Source organism: Pedobacter sp. HDW13 (assembly GCF_011303555.1).
Taxonomy (GTDB): Bacteria; Bacteroidota; Bacteroidia; order Sphingobacteriales; family Sphingobacteriaceae; genus Pedobacter.
The window spans coordinates 3,324,863-3,345,642 of record NZ_CP049868.1; the positions used below are offsets into that span (position 1 = coordinate 3,324,863).

At 41.7% G+C, this 20,780-nt stretch carries 15 protein-coding genes; all 15 read left to right on the forward strand.

Annotated elements, in window-relative coordinates; translation table 11 throughout:
- Positions 1–153: 153 nt before the first annotated feature.
- The 15 genes from G7074_RS14175 to G7074_RS14240 all read left to right on the forward strand — a co-directional run bounded on the left by G7074_RS14175 (position 154) and on the right by G7074_RS14240 (position 20,624).
- Positions 154–3,354: a TonB-dependent receptor gene (locus G7074_RS14175; protein ID WP_124558376.1), complete on the forward strand. Its 3,201-nt coding sequence runs from the start codon at positions 154–156 to the stop codon at positions 3,352–3,354.
- Positions 3,355–3,380: 26 nt separating this feature from the next.
- Positions 3,381–3,881, forward strand: coding sequence for a RagB/SusD family nutrient uptake outer membrane protein (locus G7074_RS26625; protein WP_205944051.1), 501 nt, complete (start codon positions 3,381–3,383; stop codon positions 3,879–3,881).
- The gene (locus tag G7074_RS14180; protein WP_205944052.1) at positions 3,863–4,936 is read left to right on the forward strand and encodes a RagB/SusD family nutrient uptake outer membrane protein; all 1,074 of its coding nucleotides are present in this window, start codon (positions 3,863–3,865) and stop codon (positions 4,934–4,936) included. Before G7074_RS26625 ends, G7074_RS14180 begins: the two co-directional genes overlap by 19 nt.
- Positions 4,937–5,301: 365 nt before the next feature.
- Entirely contained in the window at positions 5,302–8,439 is a 3,138-nt protein-coding gene (locus tag G7074_RS14185; protein ID WP_166208998.1) for a SusC/RagA family TonB-linked outer membrane protein, read from the forward strand.
- Between the two features lie 11 nt (positions 8,440–8,450).
- Positions 8,451–10,331 (forward strand): RagB/SusD family nutrient uptake outer membrane protein, encoded by a 1,881-nt coding sequence (locus G7074_RS14190; RefSeq protein ID WP_124558379.1) that lies wholly within the window; start codon positions 8,451–8,453, stop codon positions 10,329–10,331.
- A gap of 199 nt (positions 10,332–10,530) precedes the next feature.
- Positions 10,531–11,553 carry a LacI family DNA-binding transcriptional regulator gene (locus tag G7074_RS14195; RefSeq protein ID WP_124558380.1) on the forward strand — a complete coding sequence of 341 codons (1,023 nt, stop codon included), beginning with the start codon at positions 10,531–10,533 and terminating at the stop codon, positions 11,551–11,553.
- 274 nt (positions 11,554–11,827) lie between these two features.
- Positions 11,828–12,688: a polysaccharide lyase gene (locus tag G7074_RS14200; protein WP_240916307.1), complete on the forward strand. Its 861-nt coding sequence runs from the start codon at positions 11,828–11,830 to the stop codon at positions 12,686–12,688.
- A 258-nt stretch (positions 12,689–12,946) separates the two neighbouring features.
- Positions 12,947–13,444 carry a phosphoheptose isomerase gene (locus G7074_RS14205; RefSeq protein ID WP_039475589.1) on the forward strand — a complete coding sequence of 166 codons (498 nt, stop codon included), beginning with the start codon at positions 12,947–12,949 and terminating at the stop codon, positions 13,442–13,444.
- 128 nt (positions 13,445–13,572) lie between these two features.
- Positions 13,573–14,304 carry an acyl-CoA desaturase gene (locus G7074_RS14210; RefSeq protein ID WP_124558382.1) on the forward strand — a complete coding sequence of 244 codons (732 nt, stop codon included), beginning with the start codon at positions 13,573–13,575 and terminating at the stop codon, positions 14,302–14,304.
- A 167-nt stretch (positions 14,305–14,471) separates the two neighbouring features.
- Positions 14,472–14,807: a DUF1475 family protein gene (locus G7074_RS14215; RefSeq protein WP_124558383.1), complete on the forward strand. Its 336-nt coding sequence runs from the start codon at positions 14,472–14,474 to the stop codon at positions 14,805–14,807.
- Between the two features lie 81 nt (positions 14,808–14,888).
- Positions 14,889–15,689 carry a DUF1295 domain-containing protein gene (locus G7074_RS14220; protein WP_124558384.1) on the forward strand — a complete coding sequence of 267 codons (801 nt, stop codon included), beginning with the start codon at positions 14,889–14,891 and terminating at the stop codon, positions 15,687–15,689.
- A gap of 116 nt (positions 15,690–15,805) precedes the next feature.
- The gene (locus G7074_RS14225; RefSeq protein ID WP_124558385.1) at positions 15,806–16,837 is read left to right on the forward strand and encodes a cyclopropane-fatty-acyl-phospholipid synthase family protein; all 1,032 of its coding nucleotides are present in this window, start codon (positions 15,806–15,808) and stop codon (positions 16,835–16,837) included.
- Between the two features lie 123 nt (positions 16,838–16,960).
- Positions 16,961–18,208 (forward strand): NAD(P)/FAD-dependent oxidoreductase, encoded by a 1,248-nt coding sequence (locus G7074_RS14230; RefSeq protein ID WP_124558386.1) that lies wholly within the window; start codon positions 16,961–16,963, stop codon positions 18,206–18,208.
- Between the two features lie 348 nt (positions 18,209–18,556).
- A complete protein-coding gene (locus G7074_RS14235) occupies positions 18,557–19,360 on the forward strand; it encodes a DUF1365 domain-containing protein (protein ID WP_124558387.1) in 804 nt (267 codons plus the stop codon).
- Positions 19,361–19,385: 25 nt separating this feature from the next.
- Positions 19,386–20,624 carry a cyclopropane-fatty-acyl-phospholipid synthase family protein gene (locus G7074_RS14240; RefSeq protein ID WP_124558388.1) on the forward strand — a complete coding sequence of 413 codons (1,239 nt, stop codon included), beginning with the start codon at positions 19,386–19,388 and terminating at the stop codon, positions 20,622–20,624.
- The last annotated feature ends 156 nt before the right edge of the window (positions 20,625–20,780 follow it).

A 20,780-nucleotide genomic window follows, 5' to 3' on the forward strand; every position in this document is an offset into this window, starting at 1 on the left:
GCACATTTTGTATGCACAACTGTAAATCTGTATTCCGCAATCACTGTGTTAGCCCATCCCCTTAATTAATTTGAATATGGCCCTACTCAAATCGTTTCTGGATAGTAACTAAAACGTTTTATTTTATTAAAACATTTACTAAACTAAAACCTAATGAAAATTAATCTACTAAAGATTTCAGGGCTTTCTGTGCTTTTTTTGCTCAACAGCCCTGCTTTTTCGAAGAACCCGGGCATTGAAAAACCCAGGGAGCTTTCTGGCGGTAAAATGCCTTACTTACAAGTGCAAAACCGGAAAGTAATTACCGGAACTGTATTGGATGAAAAGAGCCTGCCTATACCTGGTGCAGGAGTTAAAAACATCACATCGGGCAAAGCCTCAGTTACCAATGAATCGGGTAAGTTCAGCATTGAAGCTAATGCAGGCGATGTATTGCGTTTCTCGTACGTGGGCTACGAAAACAAGGATGTAACGGTAGGTGCCGATAACAACATTACCGTTAAACTGGGCGCCGCCGCAGATAACAAATTGGATGAGGTAGTGGTAATTGGATACGGTACGGTTAAAAAAACAGATTTGACCGGCTCGGTAGGGGTGGTCAAAGCTACAGAACTACAGGAGCGTCCGGCATCGTCGTTAAACCAGGCATTGGCCGGGCGGATTTCCGGTGTGCAGGTAAATACCAACTCGGGTCGTCCGGGTGGGCAAACCAGCATTAAAATCAGGGGATTTAGCTCCATCAATACCAGTAACAACCCTTTGTATGTGGTGGATGGAGTAGCGCTGCCGGTAGGTTCGCAAACACAGAACAGTAACGCCATCGATTACATTAACCCGAGCGATATTGCTTCGGTAGAGGTGCTTAAAGATGCTTCTTCAACCGCAATATATGGTGCGCGTGGTGCCAATGGGGTAATTTTAATTACCACTAAAAAAGGAACTGCCAATGCACAACGTGTTACTTACGATGCAGAGTTTGGCATTAACACCCTTTCTGCGCACCATGTAGAAATGCTCGATGCCTTCGAATATGTTAAAGTGCAGGATCTGGCCTACGAAAATATCAAAGTGTACGATCCGGTCGGTTGGGCAGCAGGAAACTATGCCTCTACACCTGTACCAAAGGCAGCACGCATAGCCTTGCCACAGTTTTTCGATAGCAACGGAAATCCGCTTTACAATACCGACTGGCTAAAAGAGTCGACCCAAAACAAACTTTCGCAAAACCACCAGCTTGGTTTTACCGGAGGCAACGAAAACAGTACTTATGGTGTTTTTGCAGGCTATCGTGATGATCAGGGACTTTTACTGAATTCTTATTTAAAACGCTATTCGGGTAGGTTTAATTTCGATAGTAAAATAAAACCCTGGTTAAAAGTTGGCGGTAATTTAAGCTACAATAACCAGGATGAAAATATTGTAGATCAGGGTACCGGTGGGTTAAACTCGGTACGGATGATTACCGAAGCTTTTCCTTTTCTTCCGATTAAACTGGCCGATGGGAAATGGGGCGATAACAAGTTAATTCCATGGGCAGAAGGAGGTTCTAATCCAGTACACATCTTAACCGATCGGAAATATGGTTTAATTACGCAAACAGCCCTCGGAAGTATTTATTCGTCAATCAGTTTTAGCAAAGACCTGGAGTTTCGTACCCAGTTAGGGGCCAATATTGTAACCAGGAATACCAACGAGTACAACGCCAAACAACTGTACGGCATATCCGACGGGCAAAACGGTACCGCCAATATTACCGATGACCGCGAAACCTTCTGGTCGTTAGAGAATTATTTAACCTACAACAAGCGCTTTGCCGAATCGCATGCCATTAATGCCTTATTGGGTATTTCGTGGCAGGCAACCAGTTTTTTCAGCAATACCAGTCATGCCGAAAATTTCGTAACCGACTTTTATGGCGATAATAACCTGGGCTCGGGCAGTAAATCTATTTCAGTTGGTTCGAGCAGAAACCGTTCGGCCTTTAATTCTTATTTTGGAAGGATTAATTATGCCTTTAAAGATAAATACCTGTTAACCGTTACAGGCAGGGTAGATGGTTCATCTAAATTTGGAGAGAACCACAAATTCGCCTTTTTCCCTTCTGCAGCGCTGGCCTGGAAAATTTCGGATGAAGAATTTTTGAAAGGCAACAAAACCATCTCTAATTTAAAATTTAGAACCAGTTATGGTTTAAGTGGTAACTCTGAGCTACCTGCATACCAATCGTTAGCTACTTTGGTTAATAACTTTGGCATTATTAACGATACCAGGGTAACCGGTATCGGGATTGGCCGCCTGGCAAACCCCGATTTGGTTTGGGAAAAAACAGCACAGTACGATGCAGGTTTAGAACTGGGCTTATTTAACAACCGCATTAATTTAGAAGCCGATATATATTACCGTAAAACAACCGATATGCTACTCGATGCCCCGGTTCCGCGTACTACAGGTTATTCTGTAATTAGGAAAAACGTAGGCTCGATGCAGAACAAAGGTTTAGATTTAGGTATTAACACGGTAAATATCCAGACCGATAACTTTACCTGGAAAACAAGTTTCAACATCTCATTAAACCGTAATAAAGTACTTTCACTGGCTACGCCCGATGATATTTTTGGCGTAGGTAATCCTAACTTTACCAACCAAACTGGTATTATCAGGGTTGGCGAGCCCGTTGGTTCGTTCTGGGGGCTGGTACGTTTAGGTACCTGGAGCGAAGCCGAAAGGGCCGAAGCGGCTAAATATGTGAGCTACCGTGGTGGTAAAACGTTGCTTCCGGGCGATATTAAATACCTGGATGTAAACGGCGACCATGCCATTACCGATGCCGACCGTCAGATTATCGGAAATGGAGCACCTAAAGGTTGGGGTTCATTTTCGAACTCATTCCGTTATAAAAACTTAGACCTGATTGTTGAGCTGCAATACTCGTATGGTAACGATGTGTTGAATATGACGCATCACTCGGGCGAAGACAGGCAGGTACAGGCCAATAGTTTTGCCAGTGTATTAAACGCCTGGACTCCTCAAAATCAGAATACCCCTATCGCGGCCATTAGAGATCAGGCTGCAGGTTATGTAACCAATGTAGATACGCATTGGGTAGAAGATGGTTCATTTATTCGTGGTAAAAACCTGTTGCTGGGCTACACCTTCAACAAATCGCTGGTAGAAAAACTGCGTTTAAGCAAATTGCGTGTGTACACTTCCGTTCAGAATTTCTTCATCGCTACCAAATACACTGGCAACGATCCGGAAGTAACCACTTATGGTAATGCTTTTGCACAGGGGCAAACATTTTTCGATTATCCAAAGCCAACCACCTTTACCGTGGGCTTAAACATTGGATTATAAACATTAATTAAAGAAAGGATATCAAAATGAAATTAAATATAAAAAACATCGCTGCCCTTTTGTTGCTGAGCGGAGCGTTGGTGGGTACTGTTGGGTGTAAGAAATTTTTAGATGAAACCGATCCGACCAATCTTTCGCCAAGTAGCTTTTATACGCTGCCCGAGCATGCTGAGGCAGGCATTGCAGCTGTTTATTCAGAAATCAGGTTTATTGGAGGTGGTGCAGGCATTTTCTCTAACAACTGGCAGATGCTCGATGCGCCAACCGGCATACAATCGACCGAAACTGCACAGAATTCAGATTTAAACAATCTTTACTCGTTGATTTATGACGGTACAAACCTGCACATTAACCAGAACTGGAACGGTTTTTACAAAGTAATTGCACAGGCTAATCTGGTATTGGATAAGGTACCAGGTATTAATCCGATGGATAATGCACAGAAAAAAAGGATTTTAGGCGAAGCGGCCTTTGTTAGGGCCTGGGCTTATTTTTACTTGGTACGCTTGTGGGCGATGTTCCGTTAATCCTTAAGCCGATTTCCAGTCCTAATGATCCTAATTTTGCTCCTTCAAGAACGCCTCAGGAACAGGTTTACAAGCAAATTGTTGATGACCTTGTTTTGGCCGAGGCCGCAGGCCTGCCCTTTACAGATGCTAGCGGAAGGGTATCAACCGCTGCCATTAAAACCGAACTGGCAAAAGTGTACCTCACTATGGCAGGGCAACCGCTTAACAAAGGAACTGCCTATTATAAACTGGCTGCCGATAAGGCTAAAGAAGTAATCGATTATTCGACTGCTAACCCAACCATACTAGGTTTGTTTCCTACTTATGCTGCGTTGCACGATGCTAAAAACGATAATAAACTAGAACATTTATTTGGTATTCAGTATAACGATGCCGCAGGTGCAGGTAATCCGCTGCAGTCTTCATACCTCCCATTGCACCAGCCACTGGTTTCTAAAATCGACGGGATTGGGACTTCTATTCCAACGGGTGATTTTTATGCATCCTATGAGGCAGGCGATTTGAGGGCGAAAAACAGGGAAGGTTATTTCTTTACCGATTACTATACCGATGGTTTTAAAATGCCATTAATTAACCGCGGCAAGCCTTATATTTTTAAACACTTCGATATTATTGCAAATGGTACGTTGGGTACAGAAGGTACCAGTCGTAGTGATTTGAACATTCCGCAGATTCGTTATGCCGAAACGCTGTTAATTTATGCCGAAGCACAAAACAGGGCCGATGGTACAGCCAATACTGCTGCCTATACAGCATTAAATGCCATCAGAAAAAGAGCCCAGCTGGGCGATCTTGCCGGCCTTAGCCAGGTACAGTTTGAAGAAGCCGTTTGGAGAGAACGCTGGCACGAACTGTGTTATGAAGGCATTCTCTGGTTTGATATGCTTCGCCTGCGCAAAGTTTATAACGAAAGCACCAATGGCTTCGATAACTTTGTTGGTCACGTTAATAAAAGTGTAAACCAGGCTTTGCAGACTAAAAACCTGCTTTTTCCAATACCTACTTCCGAAATCAGAAATAACCCGAACCTTACACAGAATACGGGCTATTAACAAAATACTTTGGTTTGTTAGATGAGGGTGTCCCAAATTTTTTGGGCGCCCTTTTTTGTTGAAATGTAGTGGGGGCTGATAAGCCATTTAACCTGATGATTATCCTGCCCTTTTCAAAAAGGTGAAATTTATTACATCGTTGGAAATTGAAATTAAGGGCTATTTTATGCTTATTCCGGTTTTCGCTTTTTATTTCAGCTCTTTCAGCCTTTTATATTAGTGATTAAATAAGTCTAACCAGATGATCTACGCTAAATCGCTAAGTTTTGTGCCTGTATTCAGGAATCAGTCGTTTTTTTACGGCTAAGCGGGCCTGTTCCCAACCAATCTAATCGTCCTTAATATCAATTAACTAAAATAAACTTATGAGTAAAATTTACAACAAAAGCGCAGTGCTGCTGTATCTCAAGCGCCTGTGTACCGCAAAAATTTTAGCCATTTCGCTCCTTTTGCTATGCGGAAGCTTTAGTGCTTTTGCACAAACAACGATAACAGGGATTGTTAAAGATAATAAAGGCCTAACCTTACCGGGAGTTAGCGTGCGGATAAAAAATACGCAGGTAGGCACACTTACCGATGGAGCAGGTAAATACAGCATAAAAGCCCCCGAGGGCAATCAAACCCTGGTATTTACTTTTGTGGGTTTTACCTCGCAGGAAATTCCGCTTAATGGGCGTACCAACATCAATATTACCCTCGAAGATGCCTCACAAGGCCTTACCGATGTGGTGGTAATTGGTTATGGTACTGCACAGAAAAAAGATGTAACGGGTGCCGTTTCGAGCATCAAGGCAACCCAGCTCGAAAATGAAAATCCCAACAGTGTTACCGATATTCTCAGGGGTAACATACCCGGTTTAACTGTTGGGTTTAATAACAGTGCAAAGGGCGGTGGCGATTTATTGGTACGTGGAAAAACCACCCTTACCGGTACCACTACACCTTTAATTGTTTTGGATGGGGTTATTTTTATTGGTCAGCTTTCTGATATTAACCCGAACGATATCGAATCAGTAGATGTACTTAAAGATGCCAGCTCGCTGGCGGTTTATGGTGCAAAAGCGGCTACAGGTGTTGTGGCCATTACCACCAAAAAGGGGAAAAATAGCTCGCCAACCATTACGGTAAATACCAATTTTGGCATGGCTACGCTGGCAAAAGATCAGCCTGTGTACGATGGACCTGGTTTTTTGAACTGGCGTGCCGATGTACAACGAAGTGGAAGCGTAAATCCGGCCTATATTTACAGCGACCCCAATAATTTGCCGGAGGGCGTAACCCTTACCCAGTGGCTAAACGGGCAAACCACTACCAACCCCACTGATTTGTGGTTAAGCCGTCTCGGCCTTCTGGCCAACGAGAAAGCTAATTATCTGGCCGCAAAAACTATTGATTGGTATGATATGCTTTTGGTTACCGGCCAGCGCCAGGACCACACTTTAAGCCTTAGCGGCAGAAAAGAAGAAATAAATTATTACATGTCGTTAGGCTACCTCAAAAATGAAAGCATTATTGCTGGTGGAGGTTTCAGTACTTTCCGTACCAGGCTTAATTTAGAAGGGAAAGCAGCTAAATTCTTAACCCTGGGTATGAACATGCAATTTGCCGACCGCGATGAAGGGGCAATCGAAGCGCAGTTTTCGCAACTGCCGGATTTATCTCCCTATGGCGATTTTTACAATGCAGATGGTTCTTTGCGTAGAATCCCGACCGATGATAACGGGTTGAATGCCCGGAATCCTTTTCTCGATCAGACTTACAATTCGAGATTGCAGAAACAGAGCACTTTATTCGGAAGCCTTTATGCCAAAGTACAATTGCCTTTCGGTATCAGCTATCAGGTTAATTTTAGTCCGGGCTTAGATCAGTACCGTACTTTTAACCACCAGTCTTCTAAAAACCCAAATGTTACCATTCCGGGTGGTTCGGCACAACGTGCACAGGAAACCCGCTACAACTGGCAGCTGGATAACCTGATTAAGTGGAATAAAACCTTTGCAAAAGATCACAATGTAGATGTGACTTTACTGGTAAACGGCGAGAAATATTCGACCTGGTATACCATAGCCGGTAACGAGGGCTTTGCACCAACAGATGTGCTGGGTTTCCACAACCTGCAAAGCGGTAATAAACCAACTGTAAGCAGCGATGATAAAGTATACACCGGCGATGCTTTGCTGGCCAGGTTAAATTATTCGTATAAGGGTCGTTATGCTTTTACCGGATCGGTTCGCCGCGATGGTTACTCGGCTTTCGGTGCTTCGAAAAAACGGGCTAATTTTCCGGCTGCTGCCCTGGCTTGGACACTGAGTGAGGAGAGCTTTTTGAAAGAGGTAAAGTGGCTCGACTTTTTAAAACTTCGTTTATCATACGGTATTAATGGAAACCGCGAAATCAGGGATGCGAACAACGTAATCGATCCTTATGTTTCTATTCAGACGCTAAGTGGAGGTAAGTATCAATCGGTTAACAGTAGTGGTACACCTGGCGAGGTAAATACAGTGGTAAACAGCTCGCGGCTGGGTAACCCGAATCTGGAATGGGAGAAAACAAAATCGCTGAACCTTGGTCTGGATTTTGGCTTCTTGAATAACCGCATTAACGGCTCGTTGGAGCTTTACGATAAAAAAACTTCAGATCTGTTGATTGGTCAGTCGCTGTCATCTGTTTCGGGCTACGCCAATGTAATTGCCAATTTGGGTAGGGTAAACAATAGAGGGATCGAACTGAGTTTAAATAGCCGTAACATTACCGAGGGCAACATTACCTGGAATACTTCGGTAAATTTCTCGCTTAACCGCAATAAAATTGTGGCTTTGGCCACCCCGAACGATGATCCTGGAAACGGATGGTTTATTGGTAAAGATATCGACGTGATTTGGGAGTATAAAATTTTAGGCGTGTGGCAGGAGAACGAAGTAGCCGAAGCAAACAAATTTAATAAGGGCATTAAACCAGGCGATTTTAAACTGGAGGATGTGGATGGCAATTACGTGTACAACGATCTGGATAAACAGTTTATTGGCTACCGCAGTCCGCGTTTTAACTGGTCGATGCGCAACGATTTTAATATCTTCAAAAACTTCGATTTCTCATTTCAGCTCGTATCAAGCTGGGGGCAACAAAGGAGCGATATATACGCCAAGAACCAGCCGGGTAGTGTAGGTTTTGGCCGTTCGAGCTCTTACATCATCCCTTACTGGACACCATCTAACCCCATAAACGATTATGCGCGCTTAAACTCTGGCCTAAGTGGGGTAACCTTTAATGCTTACCGTAAAAGTTCTTACATCAGGTTAAACACCATCGCACTAGCCTATGGTGTACCCAAAGATTTGCTGAGCAAATTTAAAGTGCAGAGCGCTAAAATTTATGCCAACGTAAGCAATGCCGGAGTGTATGCACCAAACTGGAACCAGTGGGATCCGCAAACGGCTGATAATAACGGAAACCCTGTTCCAACACCAAGAGTCTACACCTTCGGATTGAATGTTACCTTTTAAAAATGAAGCACATGAATAGCATATATAAAAAAATAGTTCCATTTGTAGCTTTCGCGATGCTGCTAACCGTAAATGGTTGTAAAAAATCGGATTTAGATTCCGAATTACTATCGCAGCTCGAACCGCAAACCGCTTTAACCAGTGTAGCCGCCATGAAAGCCGCACTTGCCGGTATTGGGGCTAATGTAAGAAGAGAGTTTACAGGCGATATGGCGCCTATTGTTACCGAATCTATATTTTCGGAAGTTGCGGTAGACGGTACAACCGATAAAACCACACAGGCACAGGATATGGACACACGGGTAACGCCCGATGCCAATCTGGATAATCCGGATTTTAACCGGATAGGGTTTTACTGGACTGAAGGTTTCAGGGGAGTACGCATGGCCAATACCGTTATTACCTATATAGATAACGTAACCTTTAAAGATGAGGCCGAGAGAAATGCCATTTTAGGAGCGGCCTATTTTTATCGTGCTTATTATTACTACCGTTTGGTACACCAATTTGGCGATGTGCCTTTGAATTTAAAAGATATTACCACGCCCAAATTAGATTATTATTCGACAAAACGCGAGGTGATCTTGAAAAAGATGCAGGAAGATTTATTGTTTGCCGAGAAATGGGTGAAAGACAATGTAGACCGTGGCGAGGTAACCAAAGGTGCCTGCAGCCATTTGCTTACCAAGGTTAATTTGGCATTGGGCGATTTTGATGCGGCCATTACCTCAGCAAACAACTTAATTAATGGTGGTACCTACAGCTTAATGCGCAACCGTTTTGGCAGCACTGCCGGCGATGCGAGCAAAAATGTAGTTTGGGATTTGCACAGGATGGACAATAAAGCCATTGCTGCAAACCGCGAGGCCCTTTTCTTAACCATCGATCGTGAAACACTGGCCGGCGCTACCGATTTAGGTTCGCAGGTAATGCGTAACTGTGTACCGGCATGGCATTTTGCAAACTTAAGAACCCCATCGGGTACTACGCAGGCCATTGTTGATGGTATAAATGTAGAAATTCCTTTAACCTTAATGTATGGCAGGGGGATTGGGCGTTACCGTGGTACGGCTTACAGTACTAAAAATATCTGGACAGATAATACCGACTACCGCCATGCCCCGGGTATGTGGATGAACATGACTGATCTGGTATATAACAACCCGGCCATTAAAACCGCAAGCAACGTTGCCGAAAGGGCGTTGTACGGCAAACCTCTGGTTGATGTATCGTCTGCTAACGTAAATAATATGTTTTTAAATAAAGGTTTAGATACCATTCGCCATTTCTTTGGCTGGCCACATTATAAAACCTTTATCAATTCTACCAATGCATTGGCAGCTGATAAATACTGGTCGCCGCCGAGAGGAACCAATACCGATTGGTACATCTTTCGCCTGGCCGAAACCTATTTGCTGCGTGCCGAAGCCTATTACTGGAAAGGAAATTTAGCTTTGGCTATGGCCGATTTAAATCAGGTACGCTCCAGGGCCAATGCAGCATTGCTTACCGATGCCTCGGCCATTACGATCGGCACCATACTGGATGAAAGGGCGCGTGAGCTATTTTACGAAGAGCCCCGCAAAACCGAACTTACCCGTATTGCCTATATTTTTGCCACTACCGGTAAGCCGGCCTATAACGGCAAAACCTACAACATGGCATCTTTCTCCGATAATAATTTCTTTTACGACAGGATTATCGAAAAGAATGATTTTTACCGCAACAAAGTACCAACGGTATTGGGCGTAAACTTTAAAATATCGCCTTACCATGTGCTTTGGCCCGTTCCGGCAGCGGCGCAGCGTTTCAATACCGAAGGCCGGATTAATCAGAACAAAGGATATAGCGGCTACGAAAACAATGTGCCTGCTCTTGATAAAATTCAATAAAAAGCGCTTCTGACGTAAATTTAAGCACGGGGAATTTTAAAACCCCGTGCCCATTGAAAGAATAAATTGTCCCGGTATAAAAAGTTGTTGATTTAATGATGTGCCAGGGTGGTAGCTCACTGCTCTGGCCATTTTTCACTTTAAAATACCCATCATTTCCCACTCAACAAAATACAGGGTTAGTAAACATCCGCCACCTATGGAAAATAAACCGGTTACCTTAAAACTGATTGCCAAAGAATTAAAATTGTCTATATCAACCGTTTCAAAATCTTTAAAAGATTATCCGCGGATTAAGGAAAGTACCAAGCAAAGGGTAAAAGAACTGGCTGCCAGGCTAAATTTTACGCCCGATGTTTCGGCTTTAAGGCTAAGGGACCGCAAATCGCGGATTATCGGGATTATTTTGCCTAACCTTTCCGATCATTTTTTTACGCGGAGTATTTACGGAATGGAGCAGCTGGCTACCACACATGGCTATAACATTATCATCAGCCAATCGCACGATAATTACGAAATGGAAGTAATGGCCGCTGCGGCTCTTTTAGGCTCGCGAGTAGATGGATTAATTGTGGCCATTTCGAAACAAACATCAGATTTTACACACCTCGATCAGTTCGAAAAAATTGGCATTCCTGTAGTTTATTATACCCGCAACCCAAGCTTTAACCTCAATTGCCACAAAGTGTTGAGCAATACCCATCAGGGTTGCTATATGGCTACCGAATACCTCATTAACCGGGGGCATCAAAAAGTAGCTTATCTGGGCGGACCCAAAATGGTTAATTTTAGTCACGATCGCTTTTCGGGTTACATCAATGCGCTTAAAGACAATAATATTTCGTTTAATGCAGCACACGTAGCCTATACCGATTTTGATGAGGAAAACAATTTACTGGCCATTAAAAAACTGTTTAGCGATTATGATAGCAGTCCTACAGCCCTGGTAGCTTTTAAAGAAAAGCTGCTTTTCGATACGCTTAGGTTCTTAAAATCAGTTGATCACCCGGCTTATCAATCGCTCGAATGTATTGGCTTCGGGAACGATCCTATTATTGCCTATCTCAGTTCATCGCCAATTGCTTCTATTGAAGAAAACCCAGAGTTACTGGGAGAGCAGGCAGTAAGTTTGGTGGTTAAACTTATTAGTGGTGAGATTGAAACGAATGCCTACAAAAAGGTAATTGTAAACTGCAACCTTAAGGTGCATGCAATAAGCTAAGGTTGTGTTAGATAATTGGTTACTTAGGTTTAACTGTTGTGGTGTGATAATTTCAATCGTTGTAACAATAAATCAATTGCGTTTTTGTGTTTTTGCTGCGGGCATCGTCTGTTTGGGTTTACTTTTATGGTTAAGTTAGTGTAATAGATAATTACTAACCAAAAACAGAAACCAGTTTCCTCCCAATCGATAACAAGCTATCTAGGATAGCGGGTTATGATCAAAAAAAACTAACCAAATTTAAATCTTAACTAAAACTAACATGAGTCAGAAAATGAATTCAAAACATTTTATTGCCTGTCTGTTGCTTATATTTTCGGCAATATTCGGGTGTAAAAAAAATGCAGCCACATCTAACGAAGAAAATAAGGCACTTGCCGATCCAGCTCCGAAATCAGGTGCTGTAACCGAAGCCTACCCAAGTAACATCAATACCAGTTTTACCCATGCCGATGGGGCTTATTCTTACAGCGAAGCAAGCGCCGATTTTGGCAGCGCAAATTTAACCGGCTGGAACGAAGACAGGGCCTATATTTCGGGTAACTGGGCACGTGCAACATTGGCACCAAATTCGGTTTCTAACGGATTAATTGCCGGAGCCGATATTTCGGATGGTTCGGCTTACGAGGCTACTTTTAAAGTACGTTTCCACAGCCAGTTCGATTGGAGTAGAGGCGGTAAAGTAGGTTTTGGCTTTCTGATTGGTGAAGGCAATACCGGTTGCGACATTGCCAGCGATGGTAACGGCGGAAGTTTACGTTTAATGTGGTACAATACCGGTAGTCGTGTGTTCTTTCAGCCTTACGTGTATCATAGGGATATGGCTGGCCCTTGTGGCGATACTTTTGGTAAATCTTACCCGGCTACAGGTAGCTTGGTTAAAGGCGATACTTACACTGTTCATTTATATGCAAAAAGCAATACCGGATCAACTAAAAATGGCTGGGTACAGGTAATTATTAACGGTACCACCGTACTCGATCAATCTATCCGCTGGACCACCAACGACGCACAACGTTTAATCAACAGACTATCTTTTCACAATTTCAGGGGAGGTAAAGATGTTGCAGTTTGGGGCTCGAGCCAAACCAGTTACATCTATTTTGACGATCTTGTAGTGAATAAAATCCAATAGTACTGCCCAGTTTTTATATTGAAGCCTCATGGAATTTTTACCTTATTCCATGAGGCTTTTTCTTTTGTTTGAAGGTTATCAGCTATGTTTTAATTACCATAGAAGTGTATGATTTTTGTGCTTTCTAAAAAATAAAAAGCGCGATAGTCCTTTTTTAATTTATTAGGCTTATTTTTGCGCAAATTATAAAAAAACAACATTGGCAAGTTATCCATGCTGGTGAATCTCGATAATCATTAGAAAACAAATATTTTACCGATGACAAACGATAAAAAAGAAATATTCGAAAGTGTAGCACAACGTTTAAAAATTGAAGGTTTTAATGTAGTAAACCGCGATGAAACCCGCCCTTGGGGTGGTTTCTTTGTAATAGACGAAGCGCAGGCACAACAATTTGCCGATACCTATTTTGATGGATTAAATGTAGAAGACCTTAAAATTGGTGGTAAATTAAGCCCGAAAATTTTAATTGTTGCACCAAACACACGTCTTTCGTGGCAATACCACCACCGCAGAGCCGAAATTTGGCAAGTAGTAACCGGTACTGTTGGTATTAAAACCAGCCAGACTGACGAGGAAGGTGAAGTAAAACAATACGGACCAAAAGATCAGATTAAATTACAGCAAGGCGAACGCCACCGTTTAATCGGTTTAGAAGATTGGGGTGTAGTTGCAGAAATCTGGCAACATACCGATGCTGCAAACCCATCAGATGAAAGCGATATTGTTCGCGTTCAGGACGATTTCGGTAGATAAAATTTGCTAAGCCGTATCAATCAGGTAATGGTTGATACGGCTTATTTATTCGAGCGTACCAGTTGTCTATCTTTCTGCTCCAAAACTAAACGCCCTCAAACTTCGTTTATAAAGTATACACACCTTACATGATTATCCTTATATTTTTTCTTTGCCACTGGTTTTTATCACTATTCAGCCAAACCTTTTTCCTGCACCGTTATTCATCACATAAAATGTTTAAAATGGAGCTTTTTTGGGAAAGGTTTTTCTATTTGGTGCTATTAATCTCGCAAGGCTCATCATTTTTAAATCCACGGGCTTATGCCATTCTTCACCGGATGCACCATGCCTATAGCGATACCGAGAAAGATCCGCATTCGCCACATTTTTTTAAGGATGTTTTCGGGATGATGATTGCCACAAAGAATATGTACATGAATTACCTGCATTTTAAAATACAGCCAGAACCTGCTTTTCAGGGTAATTACCCGGAGTGGCCGTTGGTTGACCGCATTGGTGATTCGTGGTTTTGGAGAATTGGTTGCGGTTTATTTTATATTGGCTTTTACGTGGCTTTTGCCAACCACTGGTGGATGTTCCTGTTATTGCCAATTCACTTTCTAATGGGGCCACTACACGGTGCTATTGTAAACTGGTGCGGGCATAAATACGGTTACTCAAACCACGATAACGAAGATCACAGTAAAAACTCGTTGCCATGGGATTTCCTTTTAATGGGCGAGCTTTTTCAGAACAATCACCACAAGAAACCGAATAGCCCAAACTTTGCTACTAAATGGTGGGAATTTGATCCAACTTATCCGGTAATGAAGGTTTTGCACTGGATGCGTATTATTAAAATCCGGAAAATACATTAAGTCTAAAAGACTAAAGTTAAAAGACCAAAGCTGAAAGCAGATTTTCCTATAAGTAGATCGTCATTTCGACCGTAGCGGAGAAATCTGTCCGGGCTAAAGTTTAAGATCAAATCTTTATTGTGGGCATTACCGTATATTGTTGTAAGGTAAAAACAAACCCGCAATTTATGATCAGCTTCCTCAAAATAGTCTTTTCCATTCTATTGGCCTTCATGTGCTATAAAGTTATAACCACTTCGCTGGAAAGTAACCTGTTTGAGCAGTGGGATTTTTTAGGCAGTATCCCCTGGATGCGCGCCACCCTATGGGATTTTTATGCTAACATTTTCATTATCACCCTGTGGATGTTTTACAAAGAAAAAAGCATTATTCTTAAAATCTCTATTGCCATTTTGTTCGTATGTTTAGGTAGTATAGCAACTTTAGCCTATGTTTTAGTGTATTTGTTTAAACTAAAACCCGGCGAAGGTGTTAAAGAATTACTTTTAAGGCGTGAGGCGTAGGATTTAAGGTGTAGAGCTTGCCTTAAAAGTAGTTTATTTTTAAAGCAAGCTGATTTAGCCTTAAATTTTTATCGAAACCTTATGCCGTTCCAAACAGGACATCTATTATTTATTGCCTTCATATCGCTTATTTCGTGTTGCCTGATTATGGCTTTGGTTTGGCTATGGGCAAAAAAGATCAGAAATGCAGGTGTTGTTGATGTGTTTTGGGCATTAAATTTCCCGGTAATTACCATTATTACTTTCTTTTTATCCGATGGTTTTGAACCGCGCAAAATTTTAATCTGTGGTATGTTCCTTTTGGCTGAGCTGCGGCTGGGTGTTCACCTGTGGCAACGTGTTATTGGTCATTTAAACGAAGAAGAAGGGCGGTACCAGCAGCTGCGTAAGGAATGGGGTGATAAAGCCGACCGCAATTTTTTTGTGTTTTTTCAGTTTCAGGCTATTTCCAATGTTATTTTAGCCATACCATTCTTTATTGTTACTGCAAACCCCTCACAAACCATTTCTATTTTAGAATACCTTGGCGCAGGGATATGGGTTATTGCTTTTTTTGGAGAAATGATTGCCGATAGGCAGCTGGCCGAATTTAAAAAGGATCCCAAAAACAAAGGGCAGGTATGCAATACTGGCTTATGGCATTATAGCCGCCATCCCAATTATTTTTTCGAATGGGTAATCTGGCTCGCTTATTTTGTTTTTGCCCTCGCATCGCCCTGGGGCGTACTGGCCATTATTAGTCCGGCCATTATTTTATATTTATTAACCCGGGTTACAGGTGTGCCAAATAATGAAGAACAAAACCTGCGCAGCAAACCAGCAGCTTATAAAAAGTATCAGGAAACAACGAGTGCCTTTTTTCCGTGGAGAAAAAAGAGGTGAGATGGAAAACGTAAAATGGATGATGGACCTTACGGTCTGCAAATCCATCATCCACTTTAAATCGTACATCTACCATTTTCCATATTACATCAACCATCTTACATTATTCCATTTATATGTGGTACGATAAACTTTTAGAAAACGATAAACTTCCGGATGCAGCCTTGCGTATCGGTATCAGAAAATTATGCAAACAACGCCTGGATGATGAAACCCTGGGTGATGAAGAATTACAGCAGGAAAAATTTATGGACCTGGTTGCCGAATTAAAGCAATCGCCAATTGCTGTAAATACCGCCGATGCGAACGAGCAGCATTACGAATTGCCTACTGAGTTTTTTCAGTATTGTTTGGGCAAAAACCTAAAATACAGCAGCGGTTACTGGAAACCTGGGGTGAAAGATATTGATACCTCTGAAGATGATATGCTGGCTTTAACCTGTAAAAGAGCCGGTTTGCAAGATGGCCAGAATGTGCTGGAGCTGGGCTGCGGCTGGGGCTCACTTTCGCTTTATATGGCGGCTAAGTTTCCTAGAAGCACTTTTACGGTAGTATCTAATTCTGCTACACAAAAGGTTTTTATCGATAAAACTGCAAAAGAACGGGGTATTGATAACCTGACTGTTTTAACGGCTGACATGAATACCTTTACCATTGCCGATACATTTGACCGTGTTGTTTCTGTAGAAATGTTTGAGCACATGCGTAACTACAAATTTTTGCTCAACAAAGTGGCTTCTCTTCTAAAACCTGATGGAAAGCTCTTTGTACACATATTTACTCACAAAACACTGGCTTACAAATTTGAAGTAATTGATGAAACCGACTGGATGAGCAAATACTTTTTTACCGGTGGCATTATGCCGTCGAACCACCTGTTTTTTTATTTCAACGATGATTTAAAGATTGATAAACATTGGGTGGTAAACGGAACCAATTACGGTAAAACATCCGAAGCCTGGTTAAGCAATATGGACAAGCACAAAAAAGAAATTATGCCCATCTTCGAAAATACGTATGGTAAAGACCAGGCTGTAAAGTGGTGGGTGTACTGGCGCTTGTTTTACATGTCGTGCGCCGAACTTTTTAATTACAATAAAGGAAACGAATGGATGGTGTGCCATTATTTGTTCGAAAAAAACGGGTGAAGTAAGCGGTAAAATGTGAGGTGGATAATAGAGACAGCGATACGCCATGATCCATCTTACATTGTCCATCATCCATGATTCACCTTACATCATCCATTTTCCATCTTACATATTTACTGCCTCATGAAAACACTCGCCATTATAGGCTCCGGAATAGCAGGAATGGGTTGCGCCCATAAACTGCAACATCAATATAATATCACCCTGTTTGAGGAACTGGATTATATTGGTGGCCATACCAATACGATTACACTCGAAGAAGATGGCCGGCCCATTTATCTCGACAGTGGTTTTATGGTTTTTAATTACCAAACCTACCCAAACCTCACTGAGCTATTCGGCGAAATTGACGCACCTGTTATCAAAACAGATATGTCTTTCAGCGTTCAGTTTCTGCCAAAAAAGTTAGAATATAGTGGTTCAAGTTTAAACCACTTGTTTGCGCAGCGTAAAAACCTGTTCAATATTCCTTATTTAAAAATGTTGATGCAGATTAACCGTTTCAACAAAGAAAGTGTAGAAATTCTGGATAAACCCGAATATCAGGATTATTCGATCGGTAAATTCTTTAAGGAGTTTGGTTATAGCGATGAGATGCTCTGGCAATACCTTATCCCCATGAGTGCGGCTGTTTGGAGTGCCCCGATGGAACAGATTTTGGATTTTCCGGCCGTAACGCTTATCCGTTTCTTTAAAAACCATGGGTTTTTAGGCTTAAATACCCAGCATCAGTGGTATACCTTGCAAAACGGGAGTCAGGCTTATCGCGAAAAACTCATAGCGCCTTTTCGTGAGCGGATTAAAACCAACACCAAAATTGTTGCGGTAAAACGGCAGGAAAATGGCAGGGTTGAAGTAGAAACAGCTAAGGGAGAAAAATTTGAATACGATAAGGTGATTATGGCTAGCCATGCCGATCAGACTTTCGAAATTGTAAAGGATAAAACCGACTTAGAAACAGCATTAATTTCGAAATTCAAATACCAGTTAAATAAGGCCGTTGTACATACTGATGAAGCACAGATGCCTAAAGCAAAACTAGCCTGGAGCAGCTGGAATTACCGGGTAGAAAAACAGGGCGATAAATTATTGCCAAGCACCATTTACTGGATGAACAGTTTGCAGGGCGTTTCTAAAAAGCAGGATTACTTTGTTTCCATTAATCCAACCGAAACATTAAACCCGGAAAAGGTTATCAAAGAGATTGATTATCACCACCCGCTGTTCGATGTACCGGCTATGCAGGCGCAAGAATCGCTTCACAAACTAAATGAAAGCGGACCTGTTTATTACTGTGGCAGCTATTTTAAATATGGTTTCCACGAAGATGCTTATAAGAGTGCGGTGGATTTGTGCAGGAATCTTCTCTAAAACGATTGTTGTTTCGATCCGGTAGCTATCGGATCGAAACGTAGTGAAAGGCCTGCCCGTTGCAGTCGGCGAGAGTCGGCTATTTAGATTTCTGGGCTGCGTTGCACTCCGGTACCATTGACAAACGCGCTAGAAGAATCGTCATTTCGACTGGAGCCGGCCGGTTTTTCACCGGTGGCGGAATGGAGAAATCTATAGAGACAGATTTCTCGACTCCGTTGCACTGCGCTCGAAATGACGACCCGAAGGGCTGTCACTAATATTGATTTTTATCCAATAAATTAATCCTCGAAATGACGGGTGAGTAGAATGGTTAACAACGATAAAATTTTGTAAATTGTAGTAACAATGGGATTTACCTCCAGTATATTCACTGCCAAAGTGATGCATCATCGCTTGGCACCCAAAAAACATTCTTTTTGGTACAACATTTATATGTTTTACATCGATCTGGATGAGCTGGATTTGCTTGCTCAGAAATTACGCTGGTTTAGCTACAACAAGTTTAATCTCTTTTCCTTTCGCGATAGTGAGCACCTGCAGCTGCCTAAGGAAAATCCTGATAAAACGAAAAATACCCGCCAGCATTTAGTAGATTATTTATTGGAAAATGGGGTAGATGGTAGCGGACTTAAAATAAAGCTGCTCACCAACCTCAATGTTTTGGGCTATAATTTCAACCCGGTTTCATTTTATTATTGTTTTGATCAATTGGATAATCCGGTGTGTTGTGTGGCAGAAATCAGCAATACTTACCGCGAAATGAAGCTGTTTTTCTTCGGGAAAGACGAATTGCATGGCGATACCTTTAAAAAAATAACAACAAAATATTTTTATGTATCGCCATTTATCGATCATGACAATGTTTTCGATTTTAAACTGAAGGTACCTGCTGATAAACTCGATATTGAAATTGATGATCTGGATAAGGCAGGTAACCGTTTTTTTATCAGCACTTTAAAAGGCGAAAGGAAGTTGTTAACAAACCGGAGTATGTTAAAGTATTTCTTTGCGATACCATTAATTCCGCTGCAGGTTATGGGCATGATTCATTGGCAGGCACTGAAGCTTTGGTTAAAAAAGATACCTTTTCATCCTAAAGCCAAAAACCCTCAGCTGCAACGTAACGTATATAAGCCATATAAACCTTAAACAAACAGATTTAAAGATATAGATTATGAATACGCTTGTCGCTACCAGAACATCAACCGGGTTTTTCGAAAAAGTGGTGCTAAATGCACTTTCTAAAATGACTTTAGGGAAACTGGAACTTTCGATGCCAAATGGAGAAATTTTGGTTTTTGGCAATGGAGAACATAAAATTGAGGCCAATATCCAGGTTAACCATCCCGATTTTTTTAAATCGATAGCACTTTATGGCGATATTGGTTTTGGTGAGGCCTACACCGATGGACTTTGGGATACCACAAACATTACCAATGTTATTAAATGGGTTATCCTCAATATCGAAAATGCACCTTCGATTACTGGAAGTAAGGTTAAATCGTTTGCTTTGGGTCTGCTGAAATGGGTAAACAAAATTTACCACGTAAAGCGGGCAAACACATTGGCCGGATCCCGGAAAAATATTTCGGAACATTACGATTTGAACAACGATTTCTTTGCTACATTTTTAGATAAGACCATGACTTACTCGAGCGGTTATTTTCTTAATGAAAATACCACTTTAGAAGAATCGCAATATGCCAAGTACGATAGGTTGGCCAAACAACTGAAAATTAAAGCTACTGATCATGTTTTGGAAATTGGCAGCGGCTGGGGTGGGAACGCCATCTTTCTGGCCAAAAAATATGGCTGCAAAGTTACCTCGGTTACCATTTCTAAAGAACAGCAGAAATTGGCCCAGGAGCGGGTTTATGCCGAAAAACTCGAAGATAGAGTGTCGGTTATTATTCAAGATTACCGCAAAATTACCGGAACTTTTGATAAGATTGTATCGATTGAAATGCTCGAAGCTGTTGGACACCAATACCTGGAAGCCTATTTTGAAAAATGCCAGGAACTTTTAAAACCCGATGGTATTTTCGCTTTTCAGGTAATTACCTCGCCCGATAGCCGCTATGATAAATTGCGCACCGGGGTAGACTGGATACAGAAACATATATTTCCGGGTTCTCTTTTGCCATCGGTTGCAGCTATGAATAAAGCAATAAACGAAACCGGTGATTTGACACTTGTTGATTTAAAAGACATGGGGTTGGATTACGCGCGTACACTTCACTTATGGTTTATAGAATTTAATAAAAACCTCGATAAGGTTAAGACCCTTGGTTTCGGCGAAACTTTTATCCGCAAATGGAATTATTATTTAAACTATTGCGAAGCTGCCTTTGCCATGCGCAATATCAATGTAATGCAGATGGTGTACTCAAGACCAAATAATACTGGAAGATAAGTAAAGCCTTTACTTAAAATAAAATGGATGATGGGAAATGATTTCTATCATCCATTTTTTGCATTATATACAGTCTCTTCCTACTTAGGTGTTTATCTTAATCAGTAGTTTTATTTTTACCGATAAAAGAACGATCTTTGCCGACCAAATTAAACT

Coding starts and splice junctions, on each gene's coding strand:
- G7074_RS14175 (WP_124558376.1), top strand. CDS start 154: ATGAAAATTAATCTACTAAAGATTTCAGGGCTTTCTGTGCTTTTTTTG.
- G7074_RS26625 (WP_205944051.1), top strand. CDS start 3,381: ATGAAATTAAATATAAAAAACATCGCTGCCCTTTTGTTGCTGAGCGGA.
- G7074_RS14185 (WP_166208998.1), top strand. CDS start 5,302: ATGAGTAAAATTTACAACAAAAGCGCAGTGCTGCTGTATCTCAAGCGC.
- G7074_RS14190 (WP_124558379.1), top strand. CDS start 8,451: ATGAATAGCATATATAAAAAAATAGTTCCATTTGTAGCTTTCGCGATG.
- G7074_RS14195 (WP_124558380.1), top strand. CDS start 10,531: ATGGAAAATAAACCGGTTACCTTAAAACTGATTGCCAAAGAATTAAAA.
- G7074_RS14200 (WP_240916307.1), top strand. CDS start 11,828: ATGAATTCAAAACATTTTATTGCCTGTCTGTTGCTTATATTTTCGGCA.
- G7074_RS14205 (WP_039475589.1), top strand. CDS start 12,947: ATGACAAACGATAAAAAAGAAATATTCGAAAGTGTAGCACAACGTTTA.
- G7074_RS14210 (WP_124558382.1), top strand. CDS start 13,573: ATGATTATCCTTATATTTTTTCTTTGCCACTGGTTTTTATCACTATTC.
- G7074_RS14215 (WP_124558383.1), top strand. CDS start 14,472: ATGATCAGCTTCCTCAAAATAGTCTTTTCCATTCTATTGGCCTTCATG.
- G7074_RS14220 (WP_124558384.1), top strand. CDS start 14,889: ATGCCGTTCCAAACAGGACATCTATTATTTATTGCCTTCATATCGCTT.
- G7074_RS14225 (WP_124558385.1), top strand. CDS start 15,806: ATGTGGTACGATAAACTTTTAGAAAACGATAAACTTCCGGATGCAGCC.
- G7074_RS14230 (WP_124558386.1), top strand. CDS start 16,961: ATGAAAACACTCGCCATTATAGGCTCCGGAATAGCAGGAATGGGTTGC.
- G7074_RS14235 (WP_124558387.1), top strand. CDS start 18,557: ATGGGATTTACCTCCAGTATATTCACTGCCAAAGTGATGCATCATCGC.
- G7074_RS14240 (WP_124558388.1), top strand. CDS start 19,386: ATGAATACGCTTGTCGCTACCAGAACATCAACCGGGTTTTTCGAAAAA.